Annotated in this window: 26 protein-coding genes; 7 read left to right on the plus strand and 19 right to left on the minus strand. The window is 63.1% G+C overall.

Annotated features, from left to right (window positions below; translation table 11 throughout):
- Positions 1 to 47 precede the first annotated feature (47 nt).
- Together ABVQ20_RS25215 and ABVQ20_RS25220 are read right to left on the minus strand one after the other, a co-directional pair.
- Positions 48 to 305, minus strand: a complete 258-nt coding sequence (locus tag ABVQ20_RS25215) for a BQ00720 family protein (RefSeq protein WP_354462376.1) — start codon at positions 303 to 305, stop codon at positions 48 to 50.
- A 119-nt stretch (positions 306 to 424) separates the two neighbouring features.
- Positions 425 to 850, minus strand: coding sequence for an Hsp20 family protein (locus ABVQ20_RS25220; protein ID WP_227345279.1), 426 nt, complete (start codon positions 848 to 850; stop codon positions 425 to 427).
- Between the two features lie 264 nt (positions 851 to 1,114).
- Here ABVQ20_RS25220 and ABVQ20_RS25225 point away from each other — a divergent pair, with 264 nt between their 5' ends.
- Positions 1,115 to 2,056, plus strand: coding sequence for a nucleoside hydrolase (locus ABVQ20_RS25225; RefSeq protein WP_354462377.1), 942 nt, complete (start codon positions 1,115 to 1,117; stop codon positions 2,054 to 2,056).
- A 156-nt stretch (positions 2,057 to 2,212) separates the two neighbouring features.
- Here ABVQ20_RS25225 and ABVQ20_RS25230 read toward each other — a convergent pair whose 3' ends face one another.
- The 6 genes from ABVQ20_RS25230 to ABVQ20_RS25255 form a co-directional block, all read right to left on the minus strand.
- Positions 2,213 to 2,593, minus strand: coding sequence for a hypothetical protein (locus tag ABVQ20_RS25230; RefSeq protein WP_354462378.1), 381 nt, complete (start codon positions 2,591 to 2,593; stop codon positions 2,213 to 2,215).
- 78 nt (positions 2,594 to 2,671) lie between these two features.
- Entirely contained in the window at positions 2,672 to 3,286 is a 615-nt protein-coding gene (locus ABVQ20_RS25235) for a LysE family translocator (RefSeq protein WP_354462379.1), read from the minus strand.
- Between the two features lie 113 nt (positions 3,287 to 3,399).
- Positions 3,400 to 4,848, minus strand: coding sequence for an amidase (locus ABVQ20_RS25240; protein WP_354462380.1), 1,449 nt, complete (start codon positions 4,846 to 4,848; stop codon positions 3,400 to 3,402).
- A 9-nt stretch (positions 4,849 to 4,857) separates the two neighbouring features.
- Entirely contained in the window at positions 4,858 to 5,766 is a 909-nt protein-coding gene (locus ABVQ20_RS25245; RefSeq protein ID WP_354462381.1) for a ribokinase, read from the minus strand.
- 172 nt (positions 5,767 to 5,938) lie between these two features.
- Positions 5,939 to 6,820 (minus strand): methylated-DNA--[protein]-cysteine S-methyltransferase, encoded by an 882-nt coding sequence (locus ABVQ20_RS25250; protein WP_354462382.1) that lies wholly within the window; start codon positions 6,818 to 6,820, stop codon positions 5,939 to 5,941.
- Between the two features lie 193 nt (positions 6,821 to 7,013).
- The gene (locus tag ABVQ20_RS25255) at positions 7,014 to 7,508 is read right to left on the minus strand and encodes a DUF2244 domain-containing protein (protein WP_354462383.1); all 495 of its coding nucleotides are present in this window, start codon (positions 7,506 to 7,508) and stop codon (positions 7,014 to 7,016) included.
- A gap of 22 nt (positions 7,509 to 7,530) precedes the next feature.
- Between ABVQ20_RS25255 and nth the strand changes: the two genes are divergently transcribed.
- Positions 7,531 to 8,340, plus strand: a complete 810-nt coding sequence (nth, locus tag ABVQ20_RS25260) for an endonuclease III (protein WP_354462384.1) — start codon at positions 7,531 to 7,533, stop codon at positions 8,338 to 8,340.
- Here nth and ABVQ20_RS25265 read toward each other — a convergent pair.
- A complete protein-coding gene (locus ABVQ20_RS25265) occupies positions 8,334 to 8,540 on the minus strand; it encodes a DUF2214 family protein (protein WP_354462385.1) in 207 nt (68 codons plus the stop codon). The two genes, nth and ABVQ20_RS25265, sit on opposite strands and share 7 nt — an antisense overlap.
- A gap of 44 nt (positions 8,541 to 8,584) precedes the next feature.
- Positions 8,585 to 8,770 (minus strand): DUF2214 family protein, encoded by a 186-nt coding sequence (locus ABVQ20_RS25270; protein WP_354462386.1) that lies wholly within the window; start codon positions 8,768 to 8,770, stop codon positions 8,585 to 8,587.
- A 176-nt stretch (positions 8,771 to 8,946) separates the two neighbouring features.
- Between ABVQ20_RS25270 and ABVQ20_RS25275 the strand changes: the two genes are divergently transcribed.
- Both ABVQ20_RS25275 and ABVQ20_RS25280 read left to right on the plus strand, forming a co-directional pair.
- Complete coding sequence (locus ABVQ20_RS25275) at positions 8,947 to 9,486, plus strand: GNAT family N-acetyltransferase (protein WP_354462387.1); 540 nt, start codon at positions 8,947 to 8,949, stop codon at positions 9,484 to 9,486.
- A gap of 84 nt (positions 9,487 to 9,570) precedes the next feature.
- Entirely contained in the window at positions 9,571 to 10,656 is a 1,086-nt protein-coding gene (locus ABVQ20_RS25280; protein WP_354462388.1) for a DUF4892 domain-containing protein, read from the plus strand.
- Between the two features lie 13 nt (positions 10,657 to 10,669).
- On the opposite strand, the gene ABVQ20_RS25285 is transcribed toward ABVQ20_RS25280, so the two are convergent.
- From ABVQ20_RS25285 to ABVQ20_RS25295, 3 genes are all read right to left on the minus strand, one after another.
- Entirely contained in the window at positions 10,670 to 13,141 is a 2,472-nt protein-coding gene (locus tag ABVQ20_RS25285; protein WP_435528429.1) for an EAL domain-containing protein, read from the minus strand.
- Between the two features lie 344 nt (positions 13,142 to 13,485).
- Positions 13,486 to 13,977, minus strand: a complete 492-nt coding sequence (locus tag ABVQ20_RS25290; protein ID WP_354462390.1) for an NUDIX hydrolase — start codon at positions 13,975 to 13,977, stop codon at positions 13,486 to 13,488.
- A 126-nt stretch (positions 13,978 to 14,103) separates the two neighbouring features.
- Positions 14,104 to 14,406 (minus strand): hypothetical protein, encoded by a 303-nt coding sequence (locus ABVQ20_RS25295; RefSeq protein ID WP_354462391.1) that lies wholly within the window; start codon positions 14,404 to 14,406, stop codon positions 14,104 to 14,106.
- Positions 14,407 to 14,797: 391 nt separating this feature from the next.
- On the opposite strand from ABVQ20_RS25295, the gene ABVQ20_RS25300 reads away from it, so the two are divergent.
- From ABVQ20_RS25300 to ABVQ20_RS25310, 3 genes are read left to right on the plus strand one after another with little or no spacing between them, the layout of a single operon-like run.
- Positions 14,798 to 16,060, plus strand: a complete 1,263-nt coding sequence (locus tag ABVQ20_RS25300) for a hypothetical protein (RefSeq protein WP_354462392.1) — start codon at positions 14,798 to 14,800, stop codon at positions 16,058 to 16,060.
- A gap of 49 nt (positions 16,061 to 16,109) precedes the next feature.
- Entirely contained in the window at positions 16,110 to 16,346 is a 237-nt protein-coding gene (locus ABVQ20_RS25305; RefSeq protein WP_354462393.1) for a hypothetical protein, read from the plus strand.
- A 37-nt stretch (positions 16,347 to 16,383) separates the two neighbouring features.
- Positions 16,384 to 16,971, plus strand: a complete 588-nt coding sequence (locus tag ABVQ20_RS25310; protein WP_354462394.1) for an invasion associated locus B family protein — start codon at positions 16,384 to 16,386, stop codon at positions 16,969 to 16,971.
- Positions 16,972 to 17,085: 114 nt separating this feature from the next.
- On the opposite strand, the gene ABVQ20_RS25315 is transcribed toward ABVQ20_RS25310, so the two are convergent.
- From ABVQ20_RS25315 to kdpA, 6 genes are read right to left on the minus strand one after another with little or no spacing between them, the layout of a single operon-like run.
- Complete coding sequence (locus tag ABVQ20_RS25315) at positions 17,086 to 17,790, minus strand: response regulator transcription factor (RefSeq protein ID WP_354462395.1); 705 nt, start codon at positions 17,788 to 17,790, stop codon at positions 17,086 to 17,088.
- Complete coding sequence (locus ABVQ20_RS25320) at positions 17,787 to 20,507, minus strand: DUF4118 domain-containing protein (protein WP_354462396.1); 2,721 nt, start codon at positions 20,505 to 20,507, stop codon at positions 17,787 to 17,789. Before ABVQ20_RS25320 ends, ABVQ20_RS25315 begins: the two co-directional genes overlap by 4 nt.
- A 57-nt stretch (positions 20,508 to 20,564) precedes the next feature.
- Positions 20,565 to 21,131 carry a potassium-transporting ATPase subunit KdpC gene (gene kdpC, locus ABVQ20_RS25325; RefSeq protein WP_354462397.1) on the minus strand — a complete coding sequence of 189 codons (567 nt, stop codon included), beginning with the start codon at positions 21,129 to 21,131 and terminating at the stop codon, positions 20,565 to 20,567.
- 11 nt (positions 21,132 to 21,142) lie between these two features.
- Positions 21,143 to 23,236, minus strand: coding sequence for a potassium-transporting ATPase subunit KdpB (kdpB, locus tag ABVQ20_RS25330; protein WP_354462398.1), 2,094 nt, complete (start codon positions 23,234 to 23,236; stop codon positions 21,143 to 21,145).
- On the minus strand, positions 23,233 to 23,472 hold the full coding sequence (locus ABVQ20_RS25335; RefSeq protein WP_354462399.1) for a hypothetical protein: 240 nt from the start codon (positions 23,470 to 23,472) through the stop codon (positions 23,233 to 23,235). The genes kdpB and ABVQ20_RS25335 overlap by 4 nt, the downstream gene beginning before the upstream one ends.
- A complete protein-coding gene (gene kdpA, locus ABVQ20_RS25340) occupies positions 23,456 to 25,159 on the minus strand; it encodes a potassium-transporting ATPase subunit KdpA (RefSeq protein ID WP_354462400.1) in 1,704 nt (567 codons plus the stop codon). Before kdpA ends, ABVQ20_RS25335 begins: the two co-directional genes overlap by 17 nt.
- Positions 25,160 to 25,180: the final 21 nt, after the last annotated feature.

Raw genomic sequence — 25,180 nt, forward strand, 5'->3', positions numbered from 1 at the left:
CGCATGATCCTTTCCGAAAACCGGTTCCCGCTTTTCGGAATCATGCCTCAGTGAATGGCGACCGTGGTGAGGTCGTTTTCCATGGCGCCGGCCAGAGCCCGGTCGCGGGCGTCGGCAAGCAGGATCGGCTGGCCGTTGGCGGCAAACAGCGCCCACAGTTGCATGCCGGGAGCGATTTCGCCCAGGCCCGGGAAGCGGCCGAGCAATTCGTCACTCGAGACTTTTCTGAGATAGGCGACCGAGCCTTCGCCGAGATGGGCGAATTCGCCGCTGGTCATGGTGATGTTTTCGTCAGTTCTGGTCATTTTAGCCTCCTTGGCGCGAGGATGCCGCTCAAGGCCATCCCGCTAAGAGCCACTCAATTTTGCCACACCGTGCTTTCGGAAGATCGGCACCGATTTTCCGGCCGATGCAGTGGTAAAGATCAGTCTTTCACCGATATGTTTATTTTCCGTACCAGCCGTTCGGACTCCGGCCGATCGAGATCGATCGACAAAAGGCCGTTCTTCAGCTCCGCCGCGATCACCCGCATGCCATCGGCCAGCACGAAACAGCGCTGGAACTGGCGCGCGGCAATGCCGCGGTGAAGGAATTCGCGCTCGGTATCGTCACTTTGACGGCCGCGCACGACCAACTGGTTTTCCTCCGTGGTCACATCGAGATCGCTTTCGGCGAAACCGGCAACGGCAAGCGTGATGCGCAACCGTTCGGTCTTGCCGTCGACGCCGCTGAGCCGCTCGATGTTGTAGGGAGGGTAGCTGTCACCCGATTTCGCCAGACGTTCCAGGGTCTTTTCCATGGCGTCGAAACCGAGGAGAAGCGGGCTGGAAAAAGGCGTCATTCGGCTCATGTTACACTGTCCTCTCAAGAGCGACATAAATTGGAAAAACCCGGATGGCATTTTTCCCGATGGTCTTGATATGGTCCGCCTCGCGGTCAAGTTCAAGCCATCAAGAAGCCCGCCCAAAAAGACCACGTCGTGGACTCACAATTATGATCGACATGGCGCTTGAAGATCCACGGAGAAGCGCGCAGGTCGGGGTTATTCCCCCGTCCGAGCGGTTCGATCTGGCAGTCAGCCTGCGTCCGCGACCCCGCCAAACAAGGAATTGAAATGCCCCAGACTCGCAAGATCATCATCGACACGGATCCCGGCCAGGACGATGCCGTCGCCATATTGCTGGCGCTCGGCAGCGCTGAACTGGAGATCGTCGGCATCACCGCCGTTGCCGGCAACGTGCCGCTGAAGCTTACCGAAAAGAATGCCCGCAAGATCTGCGAACTGGCCGGACGGCCGGACATCAAGGTCTATGCCGGCGCCATCCGCCCGCTGATGCGCCAGCTCGTCACCGCCGAAGAAGTGCATGGCCAGACCGGCCTCAACGGACCGCAATTGCCCGAACCGGTGATGAAGCTGCAGGACCAGTACGCCGTCGACTTCATCGTCGAGACGCTGATGAAGGAAGAAAGCGGCACCGTCACGCTGTGCCCGCTCGGGCCGCTGACCAACATCGCGCTGGCGCTGATCCGCGAGCCGAGGATCGCGCCGCGCATCAAGGAAATCGTGCTGATGGGCGGCGGCTACTTCGAAGGCGGCAATGTCACGCCGGCGGCCGAGTTCAACATCTATGTCGATCCGCACGCCGCCGATGTCGTCTTCCGGTCCGGCGTTCCGATCGTCATGATGCCGCTCGACGTCACCCACAAGGCGCTGACCACGACCAAGCGCACGCAGGCCTTCCGCGCGCTCGGCACCAAGGTCGGCATCGCTACCGCCGACATGCTGGAGTTCTTCGAGCGCTACGACGAGGGCAAGTACGGCACCGATGGCGGACCGCTGCACGACCCCTGCGTCATCGCCTATCTGCTGAAGCCGGAACTGTTCAAGGGCCGTAACTGCAATGTCAGCATCGAGACCGCCTCGGAACTCACCATGGGCATGACCGTGGTCGACTGGTGGGGCGTCACCAAGCGGGAAAAGAACGCGATGGTGATGCGCGACATCGATCATGATGGTTTCTTCGCGTTGCTGGTGGAGAGGCTGGGGCGGCTTTAGCGACCGTTTGGAAATTCTACTCTGGCGGCCATCTGATGGCGTTTTCTGCGCTTCCGGTGCTCACGGACCCAAATGTCCGCTGCGCTCCGGTTCTCGAAACCACCACCATATGACTCGCCAGAGCGAATTTCGAAACGGTCTCCGAAGGCGGCGTTGCTACCCGTTGAGCAATCGATAGGTGTCGACGCCGTACTTGTGATGTTGCCGCTCAATGGGAATGAGCGAGCCGACAAGATGTGGTCGCTCAACATCATCGTCGATCGATATCCGTGTGTTGTCGTCGTCAAGGCGCACATCGTAGGTGTAGTATAGATTGTGACCTACCATGGCGTACGGGTTGATAGGCTTCACTCTGATATATTCGACGACGCCCATCACGCGTTGGGTGGCAACGACCGGATTTGTTTGAAGCTCCACGATGGTGATGGATTTCATCAGTGCCAAGGCACAAAATACAGAAACGCCGATCACTGCGTCGCGGTACTCGTATTGCCAAATAAGCAAGCGATTCCGGAAGGAAACGTTTGATTTTCGCATGATGAAGAGTTGTGCAGCAACGGACTATTCTTCAATAGGTCTCTGCAAAAAAAAATGAGAAAGATGGCGTCTCTGCCATTACTTCGACCGCGAAAACGCCAGCCACAGGCCGCCGCCGACCAGGAAGCTACCGCTGATCCTGGACATGAGCTTGATGCGGCTGGCCGACAGCAGGCGTCCGGCGCGGCCGGCGGCGAGCGCATAGGTCGAATCCGACATGGCGGCGAAGATCATGGCGGTGAGACCCATGACGACGATCTGCAGCGTATAATTGCCCTGCGGGGCGATGAACTGCGGGAAGAAGGCGCCGAAGAACACCAGCGTCTTGGGATTGCTCAGCGCCACCAGCAGGCCCTGCAGGAAAAAGCCGCCGCGCGGTTTCCTGGCTGTTCCATCGGCATTCAGCGTGCCCTTGGCACGGAACATCTGCACGCCCATCCAGATCAGATAGGCCGCGCCGATTAGCCTGACCCATTCGAACCAGTGGCCCATGCCGGCGATCAGCGTGTTGAGGCCGATACCGACGATGGCGATCATGATGGCGAGCCCGGCCTGCGTGCCCGCGACATTGGCGAGACCGGCGCGCGAGCCGTGGCGGATGCTGTTGGCGATGATCAAGGTAACGGTCGGACCGGGCACCAGGATGATGACGATGCAAGCGAGGACATAGGCGGCATAGAGTTCCAGCGACATGGTTTTCCTCCCACAATGCCGCCAGAGCGATGCGGCCAACCTCAATCAATGCATGGCTGCTATTCCGGTGCAAGCAGGCACTCCAGGCACTATGGGACGCCAAGTCACACCATTCAGGCACCGGCCTGCCAGGACAGTGTCGCCTCATAGGCCGCAGCCGCCTTCAGCACGGCAAGGTCGCCACGCGGCCGCCCGATCAACTGCATGCCCATTGGTCGGCCCTTGTCGTCGAAGCCGACGGGAACGTTGACCGCCGGGCAGCCGCCCAGCGTGGCATATGCCGAAACCTGCATCCAGCGGTGATAGCTGTCCATTGCTCGTCCGGCGACCTCGCGCGGCCAGTGTGTGCCGACTTCAAAGGGGAAGACCTGGGCGGTCGGTAGCGCGATGAGGTCGAAGCGGTCGAAGATCGACAGCAGCGTGCGATGCCAGGAGGTGCGGACGACCGAGGCCGCGCGGATCTGTGGCGCGGTGAGCCGCATCGCGTTCTCCACTTCCCAGACGGCTTCCGGCTTCAGCAGGCCGCGCCTGGCGGGATCGTCGTAGTGTATTTTGAGCGCGCAGCCGCTGCTGGCCTGGCGCAGCATCACGAAGGCCTGCCACAGCGCCTCGAAGTCGAAATCCGGCAGCAACGGCTCCGTCGCGAACGATGCCTCCGCGAACCGCCCGAGAGCAGCCTCGCAGAGATCGAGAATACCGGGCTCGATCGGCAGATGGCCGCCGAGATCGCCAAACCAGGCGATGCGGCCGCCGGTCACTGGCGTTGCCAGCCCTTCGAGGAACGAGCCCTGCTTCTCATAGGACAAGGGTGCGTGCGGATGATAACCGGCCTGCACGTCGAGCAGCAGCGCCATGTCGGCGACGTTACGGCCCATCGGCCCCTCGACGCCCATCTGCGCATGAAACACCTCGAAGTCCGGCCCGCCAGGAACTAGCCCCTGCGACGGGCGAAAGCCGTAGACATTGTTCCAGGCCGCCGGATTGCGCAGCGAGCCGCCGAAGTCGCTGCCATCGGCCAGGGGCACCATGTCCAGCGCCAGCGCCACCGCGGCACCGCCGCTCGATCCGCCGGCGGTCAGGGCAGGGTCAAAGGCGTTGAGCGTCGGCCCGAACACGTTGTTGTAGGTGTTGGAGCCCAGCCCGAATTCGGGGACGTTGGTCTTGCCAATGATGATGGCGCCGGCCTCACGAATACGCTCGACGAAGAAATCGTCTTCTTGCGGCACGAAATCGGCGAAGATCGGCGAGCCAAAGGATGTCCTGAGGCCCGTGGTCGAGGCAAGGTCCTTGATGGCGATCGGCAGGCCGAACAGGGAGCCTGCATGGCCTCCCCGCGCCAGATGGGCGTCGGCCCTGTCGGCCTCGTCCAGGATCTCGGCGCGGTCGCGCAGCGAGACGATGGCGTTGACGAGCGGGTTCACCGCTTCGATCCGGTCGAGGAATGCCGTCACCACTTCGCGAACGGACAGGTCTTTTCGCTTGATCCTCTCGGCCAACTCAACGGCGGACAGGCGGCAGATGGCGCCGGCGGGCGGCAGGTCATGTTTTGTCTGAGGACGCATGGCCTTGTCTCAGCCTTTGGATTTCTGCAATGCCGCGTCGACGTCCTTGGCCAGCGGGATCGCCGGCTGGGCGCCCGGTTTCAGGCAGGCAAGCGAACCGGCGGCTCCGGCGCGGGCAAGCGCCTGTTCCAGCGGCAGGCCGGAGGACAGGCCGGCGGCGAAATAACCGCAGAACGTATCGCCCGCTCCAACGGTGTCGACCGGGGTGATCTTCATGGCCGGCACCGCCAGGATATCGGCTGGCGTCGCGGCCATCACGCCGTCGCCGCCGAGCGTGACGACGATGGTGCGACCGGTTTTATCCGCAAAGTCGCGCATTCGCGCCGTACGGTCGCGGCCGCTCAACGACAGTGCTTCGACGTAGAGATCGAACTCGGTTTCGTTGGCGACCACATAGTCGGCCTTGCCGAGGAAGGCGGCTGCCTCGCCGCGAAAAGGCGCTGTGTTGAGCACCGTGATCGCGCCTGCCGCTCGTGCCGCGTCCAGGGCGGCGTCGACGGTCTGCAAGGGGATTTCGTGCTGCAGCAGCACCACGTCGCCCTTTTTCAGGAACGCCTTGGAAAGGTCGCCAGGCAAAACTGAATCATTGGCGCCCGGCACCACGGCGATCATGTTCTCGCCGTCGCCGCCAACCATGATCAGCGCCGTGCCGGTCGAGGCAAAGGTTTCACCGACGCCGGACAGGTCGATCTTGCCGTCCCGTAGCAACGCCAATGCATCATTGGCGAAGCTGTCCTTGCCGACCGCGCCCACCATCCGCACCGTGGCACCCGCGCGTGCGGCGGCCAGCGCCTGGTTGGCGCCCTTGCCGCCGGGTGCGGTGGCAAAGCCGGAGCCGCCAACCGTTTCCCCGGGGCCGGGGAGCCGGTCGACATTGGCGATAAGGTCGAGGTTGATCGAGCCGACAACGATAATCAAGTAAAGCCTCCTGCTGAATGCGCGGGAAGCTACTCTGGAAGGCGGCGGCTTGCCAGATCAGGACTGATGCCGCGCGCGATTTTGTCTGGGCCAGATCATCCGCAAGGCGGCAGCCAGCAATGTGGTTGGCCAGGGCTTTTCGTTACCGTTTGAACGTCCTTGGCCCATTCATTCAGGACGAGATCTGCCCTGCCTCCCAGCCAAGGATGGCGCGTTTGCGGGTCAGGCCCCAATGGTAGCCGGTAAGGTCGCCGGACTTGCCGATGGCTCGATGGCATGGAACCACGAAGGAGATCGGGTTGGCGCCATTGGCCGCGCCAACGGCCCGGCTGGCTGACGGCGTGCCGATGCTGGCGGCGATCGACGAATAGGTGCGCGCCTTGCCCATCGGAATCTTGAGCAATGCCTCCCAGACGCGAACCTGGAAATCGGTGCCGATCATGACGACATGCAGCGGCTGGTCGGGGCGCCAGAGCGTGGAGTCGAAGATGCGAGCGGCATAAGGCCCGGTCGCGGCCATGTCCTCGACATAGACGGCGTTCGGCCAGCGGCTGGACATGTCGGCGAATGTCGCGCGTTCCTCGCCAGGGTCGCTGAAGGCAAGGCCGGCAAGTCCGCGGTCGGTAGCCATGATCAAGGCGGTGCCGAACGGCGATGGGTGGTAGCCATAGCGAATGGTGAGCCCGGCGCCGCGTGTCTTGTAATCGCCGGGCGACATCGCTTCATGGGTGACGAAAAGATCGTGCAGCCGGCCGGGACCGGACATGCCCAGTTCGAAGGATGTTTCGAGCAGCGGCATGCCGGAATCAAGCAGCTTGCGCGCGTGGTCGAGCGTCACGGCCTGAAGGAAGGCTTTGGGCGAAAGGCCGGCCCAGCGGGTGAAAAGCTTCTGCAGGCCGGTCGGTGTCTCGCCGACCTCCTCGGCCAGTTCCTCAAGCGACGGCTGGTCGCGATAGTCGAGGCTGATCTTCTCGATGGCGCGGCGCACGATTTCGTAGTCACTGCCTTCGGGCGTGATGTCTTTTTTGAGGACTGCTGTCGTTTGGACGCTCATCGAACGGTCTCCTTGACCGTGAATATCGCGCTTCGCCACCGCCATCGCCACCCGAAACTTGCCTTCTTGCCGGACATATCCAGATGGAATTGGTCAACGCCGGCGAAAAGGTGAGCATGCGCAGGAAAGGGATATCCGCCGACAACGCTTTACGGCAGGGCGCCGGACAGCGGGCAAGCTGTATCGGTTCCAGTCAGCGCGTCTTGGCGGTCGCCAGTGCCCGTGAAAAGGCCTTGGCGAAACTCTCGCGATCGTCCGGATTGAGGAAGCCGCCGATCGGCACGTTCTGGCCCTGCGCTTCAACGGTCATCCGGGTGATGCCGATCTCGGCGTGGCGGGCGACTGAAAAGCGTGCCCAGAACGGGTTGAAGCGATGCGCTTCCGATTTGCCGGAAGGAGCCGTCTTGCGGATGTCGAGGCTGGTGCGCGACACCGACACTTCCTCGCGGGCGCGGGCGGCGCGGTAGTTGGCGCGAAAGGCGATGTAGACGGCGATCACGTCAAGGCCGAAGAAGCCGAACACCGGCCAGGCGCCGCGCGACAGGAAGAAAACGCCGGTGACCACCCAGCCCAACACAAGCGCGCCCATCATCACGGCAAAACCGGTCCGGCCGAGCGACCGGTGTGGTGTCAGCAAGGCGTGGAAGATTGGCTCGTCGGCCTGAAATGAAGCGTTTGTGTCGCCCATGGCTGGATATTATAGGAGGGAAATGGCCAGCCCCAAGTTCAAAAAATCCTCAACACCCAAAAATGAAGTGTTGCCCGACCGCCGCAACGGCTCGAAGGCGAAGCCGAGCGCCCGTTCGGCCAAGCGCCGGTCGCTCTACAGCCCGGCCGAAGTGCATGAGATCTTCCGGCGGTTTTCCGTCCAGCGGCCGGAGCCGAAGGGCGAACTCGAGCACGTCAACGCCTTCACGCTGCTGGTGGCTGTCGTGCTTTCGGCGCAGGCGACGGACGCCGGCGTCAACAAGGCAACGCGGGCGCTGTTCAAGGCCGCCGACACGCCGCACAAGATGCTGGCGCTGGGCGAGGCCAAGGTTGGCGACCATATCCGCACCATCGGGCTCTGGCGCAACAAGGCCAAGAACGTCATCGCGCTGTCGGAAGCGCTGATCCGCGACCATGGCGGCGAGGTTCCCGACGACCGCGACGAACTGGTCAAGCTGCCGGGGGTTGGGCGCAAGACCGCCAATGTCGTGCTCAACATGGCCTTCGGCCAGCATACGATGGCCGTCGACACACACATCCTGCGCATCGGCAACCGGCTTGGACTGGCGCCCGGCAAGACCCCCGAACAGGTCGAGCAGGAGCTGTTGCGGATCATCCCGGACGAATATATGCGCCACGCGCATCATTGGCTGATCCTGCACGGCCGCTATGTCTGCAAGGCGCGCAAGCCGGATTGCCCTGCCTGCGTTATCGCCGACATCTGCAAGGCGGAGGTGAAGACGACCAGCATTCCGGCGCCCCTGGTGCCGATCGATCCTGTTGAAACAGCGCTCGAAGGCGCGGCTCAATAACCATAGCCGCGCGCCATCGCGGCCGCGAACACCGGAATCAGCAGGAAGACGAAAGCCTCGGCGCGGATATAGGTCTTTACCGATGCGAGTTCGGCCGGCGGCACCAGGAACGAGGGATTGGCGACGGCCTGCCTGTTCCAGGAAATGAACCGGATGGTCGGCAGGATCGACAGCAGGCCAACGACGGCGAAGGCCGCCATCTTGGCCCAGAACACCCAGTTGTGGACGTAGAACTCCCAGCCCTTCAGCCCATAGATGACGTGATCAGCCCGGCAAGAATGCCGTAATGGCGATCGATGCCGATAAGGCGCCGGATGGTTGCGGCCGGCAATTCTCCACGGATCAGGACAAACTCGGCGCCGATAATGCCTGCCAGGGAAAACACCAGCAGGTGATGCAGGATGGCAAGCACGAGGTCGGTGGTTTCCATATTCTTTCCCCTGCATTTGGTGGCGCGGGCGATTCAGCCTGTCGCGAAAATTAGCATCATTGAGAAAAATTCCCATACGGGCAGTGGCGAGGCCTGGCAGGCGACATCCGCCTTGTTGGACCTTGCGTCGCTCTGTCGGTTTGCTATCCGCCCTGTATCGCAAGCGAGGCTTTTTCATGAGCGCTGTTCAAGCAAGGTCGGCTCCTGCCATCGAGACGGAGCGAACCATCCTTCGGGCGCACCGGCTGGAGGATTTCGATGCCTATGTCGCCATGTGGGCCGATCCCGTTGTCACCCGTTTCATTGGCGGCAAGCCGCGCACGCGCGAAGAGAGCTGGATGCGCTTCCTGCGCCATTCCGGCCTGTGGTCCTTGCTGGGCTACGGCTTCTGGGCGATCGAGGAGAAAGCGACGGGCCGGTTCATCGGCGAGGCCGGCTTCCATGACCTGAAGCGCGACATCGTGCCGTCGATCGAAGGCATTCCGGAAGCAGGCTGGGCACTCGCTCCCGCCATGCATGGCCGAGGGTTGGCCAGTGAAGTCGTGACACGGGTTCTTGCCTGGGGCGATCAAGAATTCGGGCGGGCAAGAACTGTCTGCATCATCGATCCGCAAAACACCGGTTCACTGAACGTCGCGGCAAAGTGCGGCTACCGGGAAGTGTTGCGAACCACCTATCACGACAATGCTACGGTCCTCCTCGAGAGATACCCATGACAGGGTACATTGTCGACTGAACCCAATTGTTCTGCTAAGTGTCGATCGTCACGTCAGGGGGGATCGACGATGCATGCAATCAACATGACAATCATCAAATTATTCTGGGCGACGCTTGCGCTTATGCTGGCGGTGCGACTTGCCGCTGCCGATGCGACGGTGCCGACCGCCGATATCAAAGGCGCCGCCGACAATCATCTCGCCAAGCGTTACGAAGGCTCTTTCATCGTCTCCTACGAGAAACTCGCCTACACCGATTTCAACGTGCCGCTATCGCCGCTGAAGCCGAGCGCCGACGCTGATCAGCGCGATGCGATGAACAATCGCGTTTTTGCACCAGAGAAAAAGGTCGAGGTCGAGGGTGCCTTGACCCGCATCGCCTATGTTCTGCCGGGCGAGCGCTCGCCACTCGAAGTGCTGCGCAACTATCAGGACGTGATCGAGGCGGCTGGCGGCGAAATCCTGTTCGAATGCAAGAAAGAGGAATGCGGTGGTGCGGCCGACCGTTCATCGAGCGGCGGCGGCAACCAGATGAGCCTGATGATGTACTTCTTCCATGAGGCGGATCTCAAGGATGCTGCCTTTTCCAATGGCGCCTGCGCCTTGACTTCCGGCATCAACGATCAACGCTTCTTCTCTGCCAAGGTGCCGCAGGATGGCGGCGACGCCTACGTCACCGTGCAGACCTATTCGATGATCGACGATCTCTACTGCAAGGCGCTGAGCGGCCGCACCGTCGCGGTCGTCCATGTGCTGGAGCCGAAGGCGCGCGACAAGAAGATGGTGGTCGTCGAGGCTGCGAAGATGGCGGATTCGCTGACCGCGACGGGCAGTATCTCGCTCTACGGCATCTTGTTCGACTCCGACAAGGCCGACATCAAGCCCGAATCGGAGCCAACGCTAAAGGAGATTTCGACGCTCCTGGCAAATGAGCCGAAGATGGCCGTCATCGTTGTCGGCCACACGGACAACCAGGGCGCCTTCGACTACAATCTCGACCTCTCCTCACGGCGGGCGCAGGCGGTGAGGGCGGCGCTGGTCTCGAAATACGGTATTGATGGGGCGCGGCTGACAGCGGCGGGCGCCGGCATGATGGCCCCCATCGCCAGCAACGAGGATGAAACTGGGCGCGCCAAGAATCGCCGGGTGGTGCTGGTCAAGCTGAACTGAGGCTCAAGACCGATCAGCCGGCCTTGCGGCGCAGCTTGCGCGCCAGGTCGACCCATGGGTCGGCGTCCGCTTTTGGCGCCGTGCCAGCGCCGAGGAACGAGGTCGAAGCGTCGAAGGGTTGCGGCCTGGCAATCCCGTAGCCTTGTGCGTAGTCGACCCCTATCGACTTCAGGGCCGCGATGATGCCGTCGTTTTCGACGAATTCGGCGATGGTGCGCTTGCCCATCACCTTGCCGATATGATGGATCATCTCAACCATGGCGCGGTCGATACGGTCTTCCAGCATGTCCTTGACGAAACTGCCGTCGATCTTGAGGTACTCGACAGGCAGGTGCTTGAGATAGGCGAAGGACGACATGCCGGAGCCGAAATCGTCAAGCGCGAAGCGGCAGCCCAGCCCACGCAGGTCGGCAATGAAGCGAATGGCGTTGCCAAGGTTGGCGATGGCGCTGGTCTCGGTGATCTCCAGGCAGATCATGCGCGGCGGAATGCCATGGGCGACGAACTGCTCGCGCAGGAAAGCGAGGAACGTCTCGTCGCCGAAGGTCGCGCCTGAAAGATTGATGGCGCAGGTGGCGATGGGGGGCTGGCTCGGATCGGCAAGCCGCGCGGCAAGAACCCGGAACGTGTTGCTGACCACCCAGCGGTCGATCGACGGCATGAGGCCATAGCGCTCTGCCGCTGGAATGAAACTGCCGGGGCTGACGACAACGCCGTCCTCGTCGGTCAGCCGCAACAGCACCTCGACATGCGCGCCAGCCTCCGCCGCCTCGTCGTCGAGCGGACGGATTTCCTGGGCGTGGAGCTGGAAGCGGTTTTCCTCAAGTGCTGCGTGCAGGCGTTGAACCCAGGCCATTTCGCCGAAGCGTTCGCGCAAGGCCATGTCGCCGTCGCTGTGGAGCTGGACGCGATTGCGCCCCTTTTCCTTGGCCATGTAGCAGGCGACGTCGGCGGCCCGCAGGACCTCCTCCAGCGTGGTTTCGAAGTTGGTGATCTGAACCATGCCGATGCTGGCGCTGGTGTTGAAGGGCCTGCCTTCCCAGGTGAAATGCAGGTCCTGGACGATCACGCGCAGCCGTTCGGCGGTGCTGGCGGCGCGATCGGCGTCGCAATCGAGGAGGAGCACGCCGAACTCATCGCCACCCAGCCGGGCGAAAATGTCGCCTGGCCGCAATTCGCTGGCCAGCATCAGGGAAATCTGGCGCAGCAACTGGTCGCCCGCTGCATGGCCGCATGTGTCATTGACCAGCTTGAACTGATCGAGGTCGAGATACATCAGCGCGTGCTGAAGCGGCTTGTCATGCAAGTCCGCGATCGTTCTTTCCAGCCGGCTTTCGAAGTCGCGACGATTGGCAAGTCCGGTCAACGCATCATGCGATGCCTGCCATGAAAGCCGTTCGATATAGTCCTGCTCGCGCGTCATGTCGTGGAACGCCAGCACTGCGCCGACGATCCGGCCGGAAATCAGAAGCGGCGCACCGGTCAGTGCGACGGACACGAAGGACCCGTCCGGCCGCCGCAGCAATTGCGGGCGGACGTTGGAGCGGCGCGGCTCGCCGACCAGCAGGCGTTCCATCAGTCGGGGCTCCTCGGCGCCTGTCTCCTTGTCGACAACCTTGAAAAGCGACGCAACCGGCTTGCCCCTGGCCGCGCTGAGTGGGCATGCCAGCAGCCTTTCGGCGACGGCGTTCATGTAGTCCAGCCGTCCGTCCGGCCCGGTGCTGATGACGGCCTGGCCGATGGAGGCCAGCGTGATCTGAGCCCGCTCACGCTCGGCGTTGAGAGCGTTCTGGAAGGCCTGGCGCTGCTCCAGAAGTTTCCTCGTCCGCCATACGGCAAGCAGGATAAGCAGCGCGGCGGTGAGGAGGTTGGCGAGCGTGAGCGCCATCTTGATGAAGCGCGATCCCTCGCCGAGGCTGTCGGAGAATGCCTTGGAGAGCGGGCCGATCTGGCGGTCGAGACGATGGATTTCCGCCTTCCAGCTGGCAATCTGTTCGGTCGATGCGGGTCCTTCCACGTATCTGCGATGCATCGTCTCGCCCAGCCGGTCGATGACCAGGATCATGCCGTCGGCGGCAGTCCAGTGCCGGATGGCGGTGTCGAGATAGCTGACGCCTCGGAAATTCTGGAACAGCCAGATCATGCCCGTCACGTCATCTGGATGGTTTCCGCCCTGAAGGAAGCCGGCGTGCGCGGCGTCTGTGTCGGGTTCGGGCTGTTCCAGCGCAAGCCGCGCCGCACGATCCGCCAGCGGAACGGCGATGGCTTCGCGAAATTCGTCGAAGAAATTCTGGTTGCCGGTATCGGCATAGAGGCTGAGAAAATAGATGGCGTGCTTCTGTCCCTTCGACCAGTGGCTCTCGCCGCCGACATAGGCGCGCACCGCGGACAAGGTATAGAGGCTGAGACTGGCAACGAGGGCCTGGACGAGAACAACGACAATGAACGGCCAGACGAGCCCGAGAAGACGAGGGCTGGCGTTCATCGATGACAGTTTCATCGAACGGCCATGGAAATTGCGACGACCCCGTAAATCTACCCTGCCCGGCTGATCCGGCGCCGGCCAGGGAATTGCCCCGTTTTATAGTGTCGCCTGTTCCCCAACGACAGCAACCCGATTAGCAAATCGGCCTTAACAGCCAATAAATTCCCCGATTATCCGTTGAGGGAAACTTGCCGACATCAACAGCTCAAGTTTACGTAGGGGAATGCCAACGGCTATAAAAAAGAAACGATGGCATCGGGATGATCAAGCGCTCGATTCTTGGTGCTTCGGGCGCACTACGCCCTCGTTGAGGCGCCGTGGCCAGGTCGCGCAGGCCGTTTCGCTCAGGCCGGCTGATCACGGCTCTCGTCGGCTGGCGCAGCTTCGGGAACACACAATGTCCGCACCAGCGTCGACAGATCCGGCTCGTCGATAAGAAGCGCGGCGTCGGCAGGTGCCAGCCAGGCCCGCTGCCGCCTCTTGGCTTCCTGCCAATTTGCCAGTTCCTCCGTCACGGCCAGCATATAGACGACGACATCAACCCGGGCAAAGCGGGTCGAAAGCCGCTTCCAATAGGTGTAGGTGCCGGCCGGGTCCTTCAGCGTCTTGCCGAGCACGCCGGCTTCTTCCTGCGCCTCGATCATGGCTGCCTTGCGCCCGCTCTTGCCCTTCATGGGCCAGCCCTTGGGCACGATGAAGCGCCTGGTGGTGCGCGACGTCACCAGCATTACCTCGATATCGCCCTTTGCGTTCAGCCGGAAGGGAATCGCCGCGACCTGACGAATCCTCTCGCCCTTCAATGCCTTGCGTACGGCCTTCTTCTTTGTGGCTGCCATGTCAAAAAATCCAGTCCAGCGGTGCCCATAGCGCGAAGCGGCACCGTTGCAAAACCAAAACTACCGTCCACGCGCACGGCATTGCATGCACGTAAGTCGGCTAAATAAATGGAAAACGCCGGCTTGTCAGCGGCAATTGTTGACGGCGGTCGTACCAATGATCGACGTCTGGCAATTCGGCCTGGCTTGAGGCACCACCGGCGTAGGCTGCTGAACGATCACGCGGTCCTGCGCACGGTACTGCTGCTGCTGCTGCTGGAATTGCTCCCTCTGCAGACTGTTCTGCAGCGTCTGCAACTGGTTTTGCTGGATCAGCGCGTTGGTATTGGCCGAGTTCAGCTGGGCAAAGGCGTGCGAACCCGCGACTGGCAACATGGTTGCCGCCAGCATTACCGACATCAAAACGGTGGATGGGCGAAGCGGTGACATTGGTTCACTCCCGCACGAAAACAGGCCTCTCCCCTGATATAGGGCGTTTGTCCGGGCGGTGCCATGGGTGAAAGCAACAGAATCAAGGATTTCGCGCTACTGGAGTCTAATCATCGCTTCTTCGAAATATGCGCCAGAGATTGGAAGACTGTCGTCATATGACGACTACCAAACCCCCGATGTTTTGGTCAGTGTCCAGCCCGTAGCATTCCGATTCCATCGATCGGAGGCAATGTAATCTGACTTGGCCGATGCTTCAGGGCTGACCCGAGGCAGCGTTGGCTGTGATGCATTGCGCTGATCGCGAGTGTCGCGAGTTTTTACTACAGATGGGGCTGTGACGCCGGAACCCGAGGAGGGGTTGAGAGCGTCGCAGATCAGGGGTGGGTGCATGGCTTTGTTTTCAGGGCGGTTTCAGGCTGTCGCATCGACCGGTCTGCTGCTCGCGGGTTCCAAGCGTCGTGTTCCAGGTGGAAACGCATGCTCTCATATCGGCGAGTTGTTCGATCCGAGGCGTCCGAGCGAATTGCCGCAACGTCTTGAGGTTTGTTCGGCGCACGCCACCGAGACACGGATTGCGGGCAATGTCGGGCTTAGGGTCGCGCTTTCGCTAGCCCGGCCGCGCCAATGGACCCGTTTCCTGGCCTTCACCGCTTTGGCCGGTTTCGTCTCGCTTGCGCCGGTCCCGCTTCATGCGCAGGTCACGGTCATCACTGGCACCGCGGGAGACAGCGGCGACAATATCGTCGTCTTGGGCACGGACGGAGATTCGGGCCACGCGCCGTCGCCGGATCCGCTTGTTGTCAACAACAATTCGGTAATCTCCAGTGGCGGCCCCGTCTTCGGCGGCATTTCCACCGGCGGCGCCGGCGGCAAGGGCGGCAATGCGATCGGGTTCGGCGTCTGCCCGCTGTGCACGCCGGTCGCGCTCGGTGGCGATGGCAACAACGGGGCGGCAGGCGGCGGTGTCATTGCCGGCAATACCGGAAATCTGGCAGGCAGCGCCGATGGCGGACACGGGCTGGTCGCGGCTTCGATCGGCGGGCGCGGTGGTGATGGCGGGTCTGTTACCGGCATCGGCAACGCCCTGGTCTCCAAAGGTGGCGATGCTGGCAACGGCGCCAGCGGCGGTTCGGCCGAGGCCAACGCGGGTGCCGGCAGCGTCATCAACACCACCGGGGTCGGTGCCTTTGGCATTCTGGCCCGATCGGAGGGTGGCGTTGGCGGAACCGGCGGCGGCGTCGGTGGCGCCAGTCCGTTGGCAATCGAAAACGCTGGAAAGGGCGGCGGCGGCGGTTCAGGTGGCAGCGCCAGCGCGACCAATGATGGCGAGGTGAGGACCACCTCAGCGTTCTCCGTCGGCATGCTCGTGCGGTCGGCGGGAGCGACGGGAGGTGATGGGGGCAGCGCGGGCGGCCTCGTTCCCGGTATCATCGCAAGCGGCGGCAATGGCGGCGCGGCTACCTTAGGCGGCTCCGCCACCGGTACCAACAATGGCGACATTCGTACCGGTGGCGACTATGCCGACCTTGCAGTTCGACGCGCGCTGGCTTCGGGCGTCCGGCAACGAGACGGGCTCGGTCGCTGCTTTCAATTTCGATGGCAGTGCCAACATATACTATTCCGCGACGCCCGGCCTCGAGATCGGCACTGATATTGCACTTAGCGACATCGCCAGTATCCGCATCTACGGAAAAGCCGGCGTGGAATTCTCCAACAAGGAGTGGGAGACCGAGGGACGCTTCGCGGCGGCGCAGAATCTGCCAGGCAATCCGGCTCTGCACTTGACGGAAGCCGTCGATTCGCCGCTCTATCGGGTCGGCGCCGGGCTTGAACTCAATGGCGTGAATGGCGTCGGCATGTCCGTCCGGTATAATGGCGCTTTCGGGGAAACTGTAAAACTGAATGCGGTCAGCGCGTCCTTCAAGGTCAGCTTCTAGTTGACTTGAGGCGGAAGCTGGCAAAAAAGGGGTGCTCATGGGTCGCAAGCAAGTCTATTTCGCAGCCGCACTGGGAGCTTTCTGCGTCCTCGGCTTGTCCATGTCGATGGCGGCACAAACCAAGACGGACAAGGCGGCGGCGCCGGCCACCGACGCCGCCAAGCCGCCGCAACTGCCCGGCGGTGCTTCTGCACTGTCCGAAACCCACGGCGACTGGACGGTCAATTGCCAGATCGCCGGCACGAACAAGGTGTGCAGCCTCTCGCACCAGCAGTTCAACAAGCAGACCAACCAACGCCTGCTGGCGATCGAGCTGACGACGAAGACCGGCGAGGATGCGGCCGGAACGCTGGCGCTGCCATTCGGGCTGGCGCTGGCCAAGGGCATCGCTCTCGAAATCGACGACAAGAAGCTTGACGGCACGCTTCCCTTCAACACCTGCCAGGCCGTTGGGTGCCTGGTGCCGGTGGCGTTCGATGCGGATATCACGCCGATGCTGACGAGCGGCACGACGCTGAAGGTCGATGCCACGGCGGCGGACACCGGACAGCCGATCAGCTTCTCGATCTCGCTCGCCGGTTTTGGCGGCGCGCTTGCCCGGACCGCGGAACTCTCGGCCAACTGAGCGTCAGGACATAACGGCCGATGGGTGAGCGGTGAATGCCGCTCACCCTGTTGGCGTGATCGTGCCCGAATACCGGTTGCGCCCTCGGACCAGGACGAGGGCGTGCCTATCGAGCTATGCTCCGCTCCCGTCGACCTCGCGCAATCGGTAGCCAACCCCGGTCTCGGTGGTGATGTAGCGCGGCTGGTCCGGCGTCTTCTCGATCTTTTGCCTGAGCTGGCGCACATAGACCCGCAGATACTGGACGTCAGTCGTATCGCCCCAGACCTGCTTCAACAGGAAATGGTGGGTGAGAACCTTGCCCGCATGCTGCACGAGGATGCGCAGGATGTCGTATTCTTTCGGCGACAGCTTGATCTCCTTGCCCTCGACCCTGACGATGCGCTTGACGAGGTCGACGGACAGATCGCCGGTGTGGAACACCGGCTTCTCGCCCTGCTGCTGGAACCGGTGGCGCAGCGCCACGCGGATGCGTGCGACCAGCTCGTTCATGCCGAACGGCTTGGTGACATAGTCGTCGGCGCCGAGTTCCAGCGCCTTGACGATGCCGGCCTCATCGGTGCGGCTGGACAGGATGACCACGGGAACGTCGAGACCGTCGTCACGCCATTTGCGCAACAGGTCGTGGCCGCCCATGCCGGGCAGGCCAAGGTCGAGCAGGATCAGGTCCGGCTTCTCCGCATCGACGAGTTCGATCGCGACCTTGGCGTTGGGCGCCTCGCTGATAGCATAGCCCTGGCTGCCGAGGCCAACGCGAAGCAGCTTGCGGATCGGCGGTTCGTCATCGACGACCAATATCTTGACGTTCGAATTTGTCATGCCAGATCGTCCGCATTGGGTTCATCGATATCGGGCAGTTCTGTCGGCTTCGGCATGCGGATGGTGAAGACCGCGCCCGGGCGGTCAGTGCGGTTCGCCGCCGAAATCGTTCCGCCCATCGCCTCGATGAAGCCGCGGCAGATCGACAGGCCGAGCCCGGTGCCGGCGCGGACCTGGTCGCGTTTGCGCACCCGGTAGAACGAGTCGAAGATCCGTTCCAGATCGCCGGGGGGGATGCCTGGCCCCTCATCCATGACCTGAAGCACGACGGAACCATTGTCGCTCCAGCCCTGCAGCCGGATCGTCGACGCCGGCGGCGCATATTTGGCTGCATTGTCGAGGAGATTGAACAGGACCTGCTCGAACAGCACCGGGTCGAGCCGCAACATCGGCAGGTCCTGCGGAATGTCCATTTCGATCTTGTGCTCGCCGATGATCTTCCTTGCCCGTCGCAGGGCCGAGCCAACAATGTCGCCGACATAGTGGAGCGCATAGTTGGGCTCCATGGCGCCGGACTCGATCTTGGTCATGTCGAGCAGATTGGCGATGAAGCGGTTCAGCCGTTCGGATTCGTCGAGCACGGTCGACAAGAGCTCCGCCCGGTCCTGTTCGGGGAGCGCGGGTGCGAATTCCCTCAACGTGCCGGCCGCGCCCATGATGGCGGCAAGCGGCGTCTTCAGATCATGGGAGATGGAGGTGAGCAGCGCCGAGCGCAGCCGGTCGGCCTCGGCCGCAAGCTTGGCGCGGTCGACATCGGCGACCAGCTGGATGCGCTCGATGGCAACCGCCGCCTGGTCGGCGAGCGCGTCGAGCAGGCGCTGCTGCTCGGGCGTCAGCAGCGGGCCCTGCTTGTCGTTGTCGAGGCCGACGACACCGATTGCCGTTCGCCCCGTCCGCAAGGGAAGATAGAGGCGCTTGGCGCCGGGCAGCGTGTCGGCGCCGCGCCCCGCGGCACGGTTATGCTCCCAGGCCCAGCGGGCGGCGGCGATGTCGGCCTCGGCCAGCGTGTCGTCCGGCGGATAGCCGGCCTTGACGGTGATCGTTCCGTCTTCAGGCAAAAGCAGCACCACCCGCAGCTTCAGCATCGAAGCGATCTGGAAGGCGGTCGCCCAGAGAACGTCGTCGAGCGTACCGGCGCCGGCGAGCTTCTTTGAAAAGAGGTAGATATCCTCGGTGGCCCGCGCCCGGGCGCGGGCGGCGACCGCCTGACGCTGCACGCGTGCCGTCAAATTGCTGGCGATGACGGCAACAACCAGGAACACGCCGAGCGCAACGATGCTCTCCGGATCCCTGATCGTCAGCGTGTAGCGCGGCTCGAGGAAAAAATAGTTGAAGGCAAGGGCGCTGAGGAGACAGGCATAGAGAGCCGGCCAGAGTCCGCCGGTGACCGCCGATGCCAGAACGGCGATGAGAAAGATGATCGCGAGGTTGCGTACGTCGAGAAACTGGTCGAGCACCGAGCTGAATGCGAGCGAGCCCGCGACATAGGCCGTGGCCTTGAGATAGGGCCAGATCTGGAACTGCCTCTGCTCGTCCGCCGTCCTGACGCTCCGCGACGCCGCCTCGCTGTTCGGTTCGTTTCCCGAAATGACATGCACGCTGATGTCGCCGGCATTGCGGATGAGATCATAGGTGAGCGAGCCCTCGATCAATTCCCGCCAGCGCGACCGGGTTGGCCGGCCGATCACGATATGGGTGAAATTGTTCGCGGTGGCATGGCGAACGATGTCTTGCGCGATGTTCTGACCGGGAATGGTCGTTACCTCGGCGCCGAGCTGTTCGGCAAGGCGCAGGTTGGTCGCCAGCCGGTCCTTGTCAGCCTCCGGCATGCTGGCCGAGCGAGGGCTATCGACGTGAAGCGCCGTCCAGGGAGCGCGGAGCCGGTCGGCCAGCCTGCGCGCGTAACGAACGCGGGCGGCTCCGCCCGGGCTTGCGTCGATGCAGACGAGAACCCTCTCACCCGCCGCCCAAGGGCCGGGGATGGCATGGGCCTGCATGTGGATCAGCAGCTGCTCGTCGACGCGCTGGGCGGTGCGGCGCAGCGCCAGCTCCCGCAGCGCGGTCAGATTGCCCGGCGAAAAATAGTTTTCGATGGCACGCTGGGCGGTGTTGGGAAAGTAGACTTTTCCCTCTTCCAGCCGCTTGATCAGGTCGTCGGGAGTGAGGTCGATGATCTCGACATCATCGGCCTGGTCGATGATGGAATCGGGAACCGTCTCGCGAACCCTGACGCGCGTGATCTGGGCGACGACGTCATTCAGGCTTTCGACATGCTGGATGTTCAGGGTCGTGTAAACGTCGATGCCTTGCGTCAGGATTTCCTGGACGTCGAGGTAGCGCTTGGGGTGGCGGCTGCCGGGTGCGTTGGTGTGGGCGAGTTCGTCGACGAGAACCAGCGCCGGGCGGCGGGCGATGATGGCATCGATATCCATCTCGTCGAGGGCGCGCCCCTTGTAGTCGATGTGTCGCCGCGGAATGACCTCATAGCCCTCGACCAGGGCCAGTGTTTCCTTGCGGCCGTGTGTCTCGACAATGCCGATCACCACGTCAACGCCGTCCGCCAGCCTGGCGCGGCCCGACATCAGCATCTCGTAGGTCTTGCCGACACCGGGCGCCGCGCCCAGGAATATTCTCAGGCGGCCGCGCCCCTCGCGCTCCGCATGATCAAGCAGCGCGTCTGGGGAGGGCCTGGTTTCGTTGCTTCTGTCGTCCGGCATCAGAATCGATCATGAATGGCGCCGGGGATAGTGTCGATCCCCGGCAGGCACCATTCATTACTTCGCGGCGTCCAGCGCAAGGTTGAGCGCCAGCACATTGACCACGGGCTCGCCCATGAAGCCGAGTTCGCGACCCTCGACATGGCTGTCGACCAGCGCCTTGACCTTGACTTCATCGATGCCCCTGGCCTTGGCGACCCGGGGGACCTGGAAGTACGCGGCCTCCGGACTGATATCCGGGTCAAGGCCGCTGCCGGACGTGGTGACGAGATCCATCGGCACCGGCTGGTTCGGGTTTTCCGCCTTCAGCTTTTCGGCATCGCCCTTGATGCGGTCGATCAGCTTCGGGTTGGTCGGGCCGAGATTCGTGCCGCCGGAGGAGGAGGCGTCGTAGCCGTTGTTGCCGGCAGCCGAAGGCCGGCCGTGGAAATACTTGTCGCTGGCGAAGGCCTGGCCGATCAGTTCGGAACCGATGACCTTGCCGTCTTTCTCGATCAGGCTGCCATTGGCCTGGCGCGGGAACAGCGCTTGAGCGATGCCGGTCATGCCCAAGGGGTAGACCAGGCCGGTGAGGGCGGTGAAGAAGACGATCATGATGATCGCGGGTCTGATTTGCTTGAACATCGAGATGATCCTTATGCGAGACCGATGGCGGTGATGGCCATGTCGATCAGCTTGATGCCGACGAACGGCACGATGATGCCGCCGAGGCCGTAGACCAGAAGGTTGCGGCTGAGCAGCGCGCCGGCGCCGATCGCACGATACTTGACGCCTTTCAGCGACAACGGGATCAGCGCGATGATGATCAGCGCGTTGAAGATGATGGCCGACAGGATGGCGCTCTGCGGCGTTGCCAGGTTCATGACGTTCAGCGCCTGCAGCGGGCCGGTGGTCTGTCCGGGCGCGATGTAGAAGACGGCGAACATGGCCGGGATGATGGCGAAATACTTGGCCACGTCATTGGCGATGGAGAAGGTGGTCAGCGAGCCGCGCGTCATCAGCAGGGCCTTGCCGATTTCGACGATCTCGATGAGCTTGGTCGGATCGCTGTCGAGATCGATCATGTTGCCGGCTTCGCGCGCGGCGACGGTGCCGGTGTTCATCGCGACCCCGACATCGGCCTGGGCGAGGGCAGGCGCGTCGTTGGTGCCGTCGCCGCACATGGCGACCAGCTTGCCCTTGGCCTGTTCGTCGCGGATCAGCTTCAGCTTGTCCTCGGGCGTCGCCTGGGCAAGGAAGTCGTCGACGCCGGCTTCCGCGGCGATCGCCGCCGCCGTCATCGGATTGTCGCCGGTGATCATCACCGTGCGGATGCCCATGCGGCGCAGCTCGGTGAAGCGTTCCTTGATGCCGCCCTTGACGATGTCCTTGAGGTGCACGACGCCGAGCAGGCGCCCGTCGCGCTCGACCGCCAGCGGCGTGCCGCCGGATTTGGCGATCTCGTCGGCGATGGCCTGGAGGTCTCGGACGGCGTCGCTGCTTGGGCGCGTGCCATGAGAGGCTGACGTCGACTGGTTGACATGGGCAAGGACGGAATCGACCGCGCCCTTGCGCACCGACGAGCCATCGATGTCGACGCCGCTCATGCGGGTCTGCGCGGTGAAGGGCACGAAGGTGGCATGCAGCGTTGCCATGTCGCGGGCACGGATGGCGTATTTCTCCTTCGCCAGCACGACGATCGAGCGGCCTTCCGGCGTTTCGTCGGCAAGCGAAGCGAGCTGGGCGGCGTCGGCCAGTTCCTGTTCGGTGACGCCCTTGACCGGGCGGAACTCGGTCGCCTGGCGGTTGCCGAGCGTGATCGTGCCGGTCTTGTCGAGCAGCAGCGTGTCGACGTCGCCCGCGGCCTCCACGGCGCGGCCTGACATGGCCAGCACGTTGAAGCGGACCAGGCGGTCCATGCCGGCGATGCCGATGGCCGACAGCAGGGCGCCGATCGTGGTCGGGATCAGGGTGACGAACAGGGCAACGAGAACGGTCACCGAAATATAGCCGCCCGAATAGGAGGCGAAGCTCGGGATCGTCGCGGTGGCCAGCACGAAGATCAGCGTCATGCCGACGAGCAGGATGTTGAGCGCGATTTCGTTCGGCGTCTTCTGGCGCTCGGCGCCCTCGACCAGCGAGATCATGCGGTCGAGGAAAGTGTGGCCGGACGCCGCGGTGATGCGCACGCGGATCCAGTCGGACAAGACCTGCGTGCCGCCGGTGACCGCGGAACGGTCGCCGCCGGATTCGCGGATGACCGGGGCGGATTCGCCGGTGATCGCCGCTTCATTGACCGAGGCGACGCCTTCGACCACTTCGCCGTCCGACGGGATGATGTCGCCGGCCTCGACGAGGACGATGTCGCCGACCTTCAGGCTGGTGCCCGGCACCATCTTGAATTTGGTGCGGTCTTCGCCGGCCAGCAGCTTGGCCTGGGTCTCGGTGCGCGCCTTGCGAAGCGAGTCGGCCTGCGCCTTGCCGCGGCCTTCTGCGACCGCTTCGGCGAAGTTGGCGAAAAGCACGGTGAACCACAGCCAGATGATGATCTGCAGCGTGAATTTGAAATCGCCGCCGCCGGTGATGAGATCCCTGATGAACAGGACGGTGGTCAGCGCCGACACGACGGCGACGACGAACATCACCGGGTTCCTGATCAGGGTGCGCGGATCGAGTTTCCTGAAGGCCCCGCCGATGGCGGGCCACAGGATGCGGGCATCCATGATGCTCGCGGATTTAGACTGGCTCATTTGTTGGCTCCAGTGCCGATGGTGTTGGACGGCGCCGATCGATCGGATGCCGAAAAGAAGTGCGGCGGCCCGTAGGCCAGCAGCCAGACCACGATCATGACTGCCGCGATGCCGAGGAATGTGGACACGGTCGGGAAGGGAGGGGGAGTCGCCTCCCCCTCATTGCCGGCCGGGGGCCGTCCCTTGCGACGCGTGAGGTTCAACCAGCCCATGGCTATCTCAGAACGTTTGTCCATGGATCATCGCCAGATGTTCGACGATCGGTCCGACCGCGAGTGCCGGGAAGAAGGTCAGGCCGCCGACGATCACGATCACGCCGACCAGCAGTCCGACGAAAAGCGGGCCATCGGTCGGGAAGGTGCCGGCCGACGCCGGGACGGTCTTCTTCGCCGCCAGCGAGCCTGCGATGGCAAGCGCGGGGATGATCACCAGGAACCGCCCCATCAGCATGCCGATACCGAGCGTGATGTTGTACCAGGGCGTGTTGCCGCTGAGGCCGCCAAAGGCCGAGCCGTTGTTCGCGGCAGCCGAGGTGTAGGCATAGAGGACCTCGGAGAAGCCGTGCGGGCCTGCATTGCCCATGGCGGCGACGCCGCTTGGCAACACCACGGCGATGGCCGTGAAGATCAGCATCGCCAGCGGCAGGCACAGGATGGCGAGCATCGCCATCTTGACCTCCTTGGCCTCGATCTTCTTGCCGAGATATTCGGGCGTGCGACCGACCATCAGCCCGGCAACGAAGACGGCGACGACGATGAACATCAGGATGCCGTAGAGACCGGCGCCGACACCGCCGACGATGACCTCGCCGAGTTGCATGTTGACGAGCGGGATCATGCCGCCAAGCGCGGTGAAGGAGCCGTGCATGGCGTTGACGGCGCCGCAGGATGCGGCCGTGGTGATGACCGCGAACAGAGCGGAGAGCGCGATGCCGAAGCGGCTTTCCTTGCCTTCCATATTGCCGCCGTCGAGGCCGAGCGCATGGACCAGCGGGTTGCCGGCGGCTTCCGCCCAATAGCAGACGATGACGCCGGCGATGAACAGGACGCCCATCGCCGACAGGATCGCCCAGCCCTGGCGCTGGTTGCCGATCATGCGGCCGAAGACGTTGGTGAGGGCAGCACCTATGGCGAAGATCGTCACCATCTGGATCAGGTTGGAGATCGCGTCGGGATTTTCGAACGGGTGTGCCGCATTGGCGTTGAAGAAGCCGCCGCCATTGGTGCCCAGCATCTTGATGGCGATCTGCGTGGCGACGGGACCAACCGCGATCGTCTGCTGCGCGCCTTCAAGCGTCGTGGCGCTGACATAGGGGCCGAACGTCTGCGGCATGCCGAGCCAGACATAGACCAGCGTCAGCACGATGCAGAGCGGCAGGAGCAGGTAGAGCGTTGCGCGGGTCATATCGACCCAGAAATTGCCGATCGACTTGCCCGACGCCCGGGCGAAGCCGCGGATCAGCGCCATCGCGATGGCGATGCCGGTGGCGGCCGACACGAAGTTCTGCACGGTGAGGCCCACCATCTGCACGAAGTAGGACATCGTGCTTTCGCCGCCGTAGTTCTGCCAGTTGGTGTTGGTGACGAAGCTGACGGCGGTGTTGAAGGCGAGGTCAGGCGTGATGGCGGTCATGCCCGCCGGATTGTAGGGCAGCAGCCCCTGGACCCGTGGCAGGACATAGAGCAGCAGGAACCCGGCCAGGTTGAACAGCAGCATCGCCACCGCATAGGTGGTCCAGTGCTGTTCCTCGCGGTCGCTGGTTCCGCAAATGCGGTAAAGCCCGCGCTCGAACGGGCCGAAAATCGGCGACAGAAGCGTGCGCTCGCCGTTGAAGACACGATACATGTAGCCGCCGAGCGGCTTCACGAGCAAAATGACGATCCCGCAATAGACGAGGATCTGTATCCATCCGAAGAGTGTCATGGGTTTGGCTTTCCGTGCCTG

Origin of the sequence: Mesorhizobium shangrilense (assembly GCF_040537815.1) — a bacterium.
GTDB lineage: Bacteria > Pseudomonadota > Alphaproteobacteria > Rhizobiales > Rhizobiaceae > Mesorhizobium > Mesorhizobium shangrilense.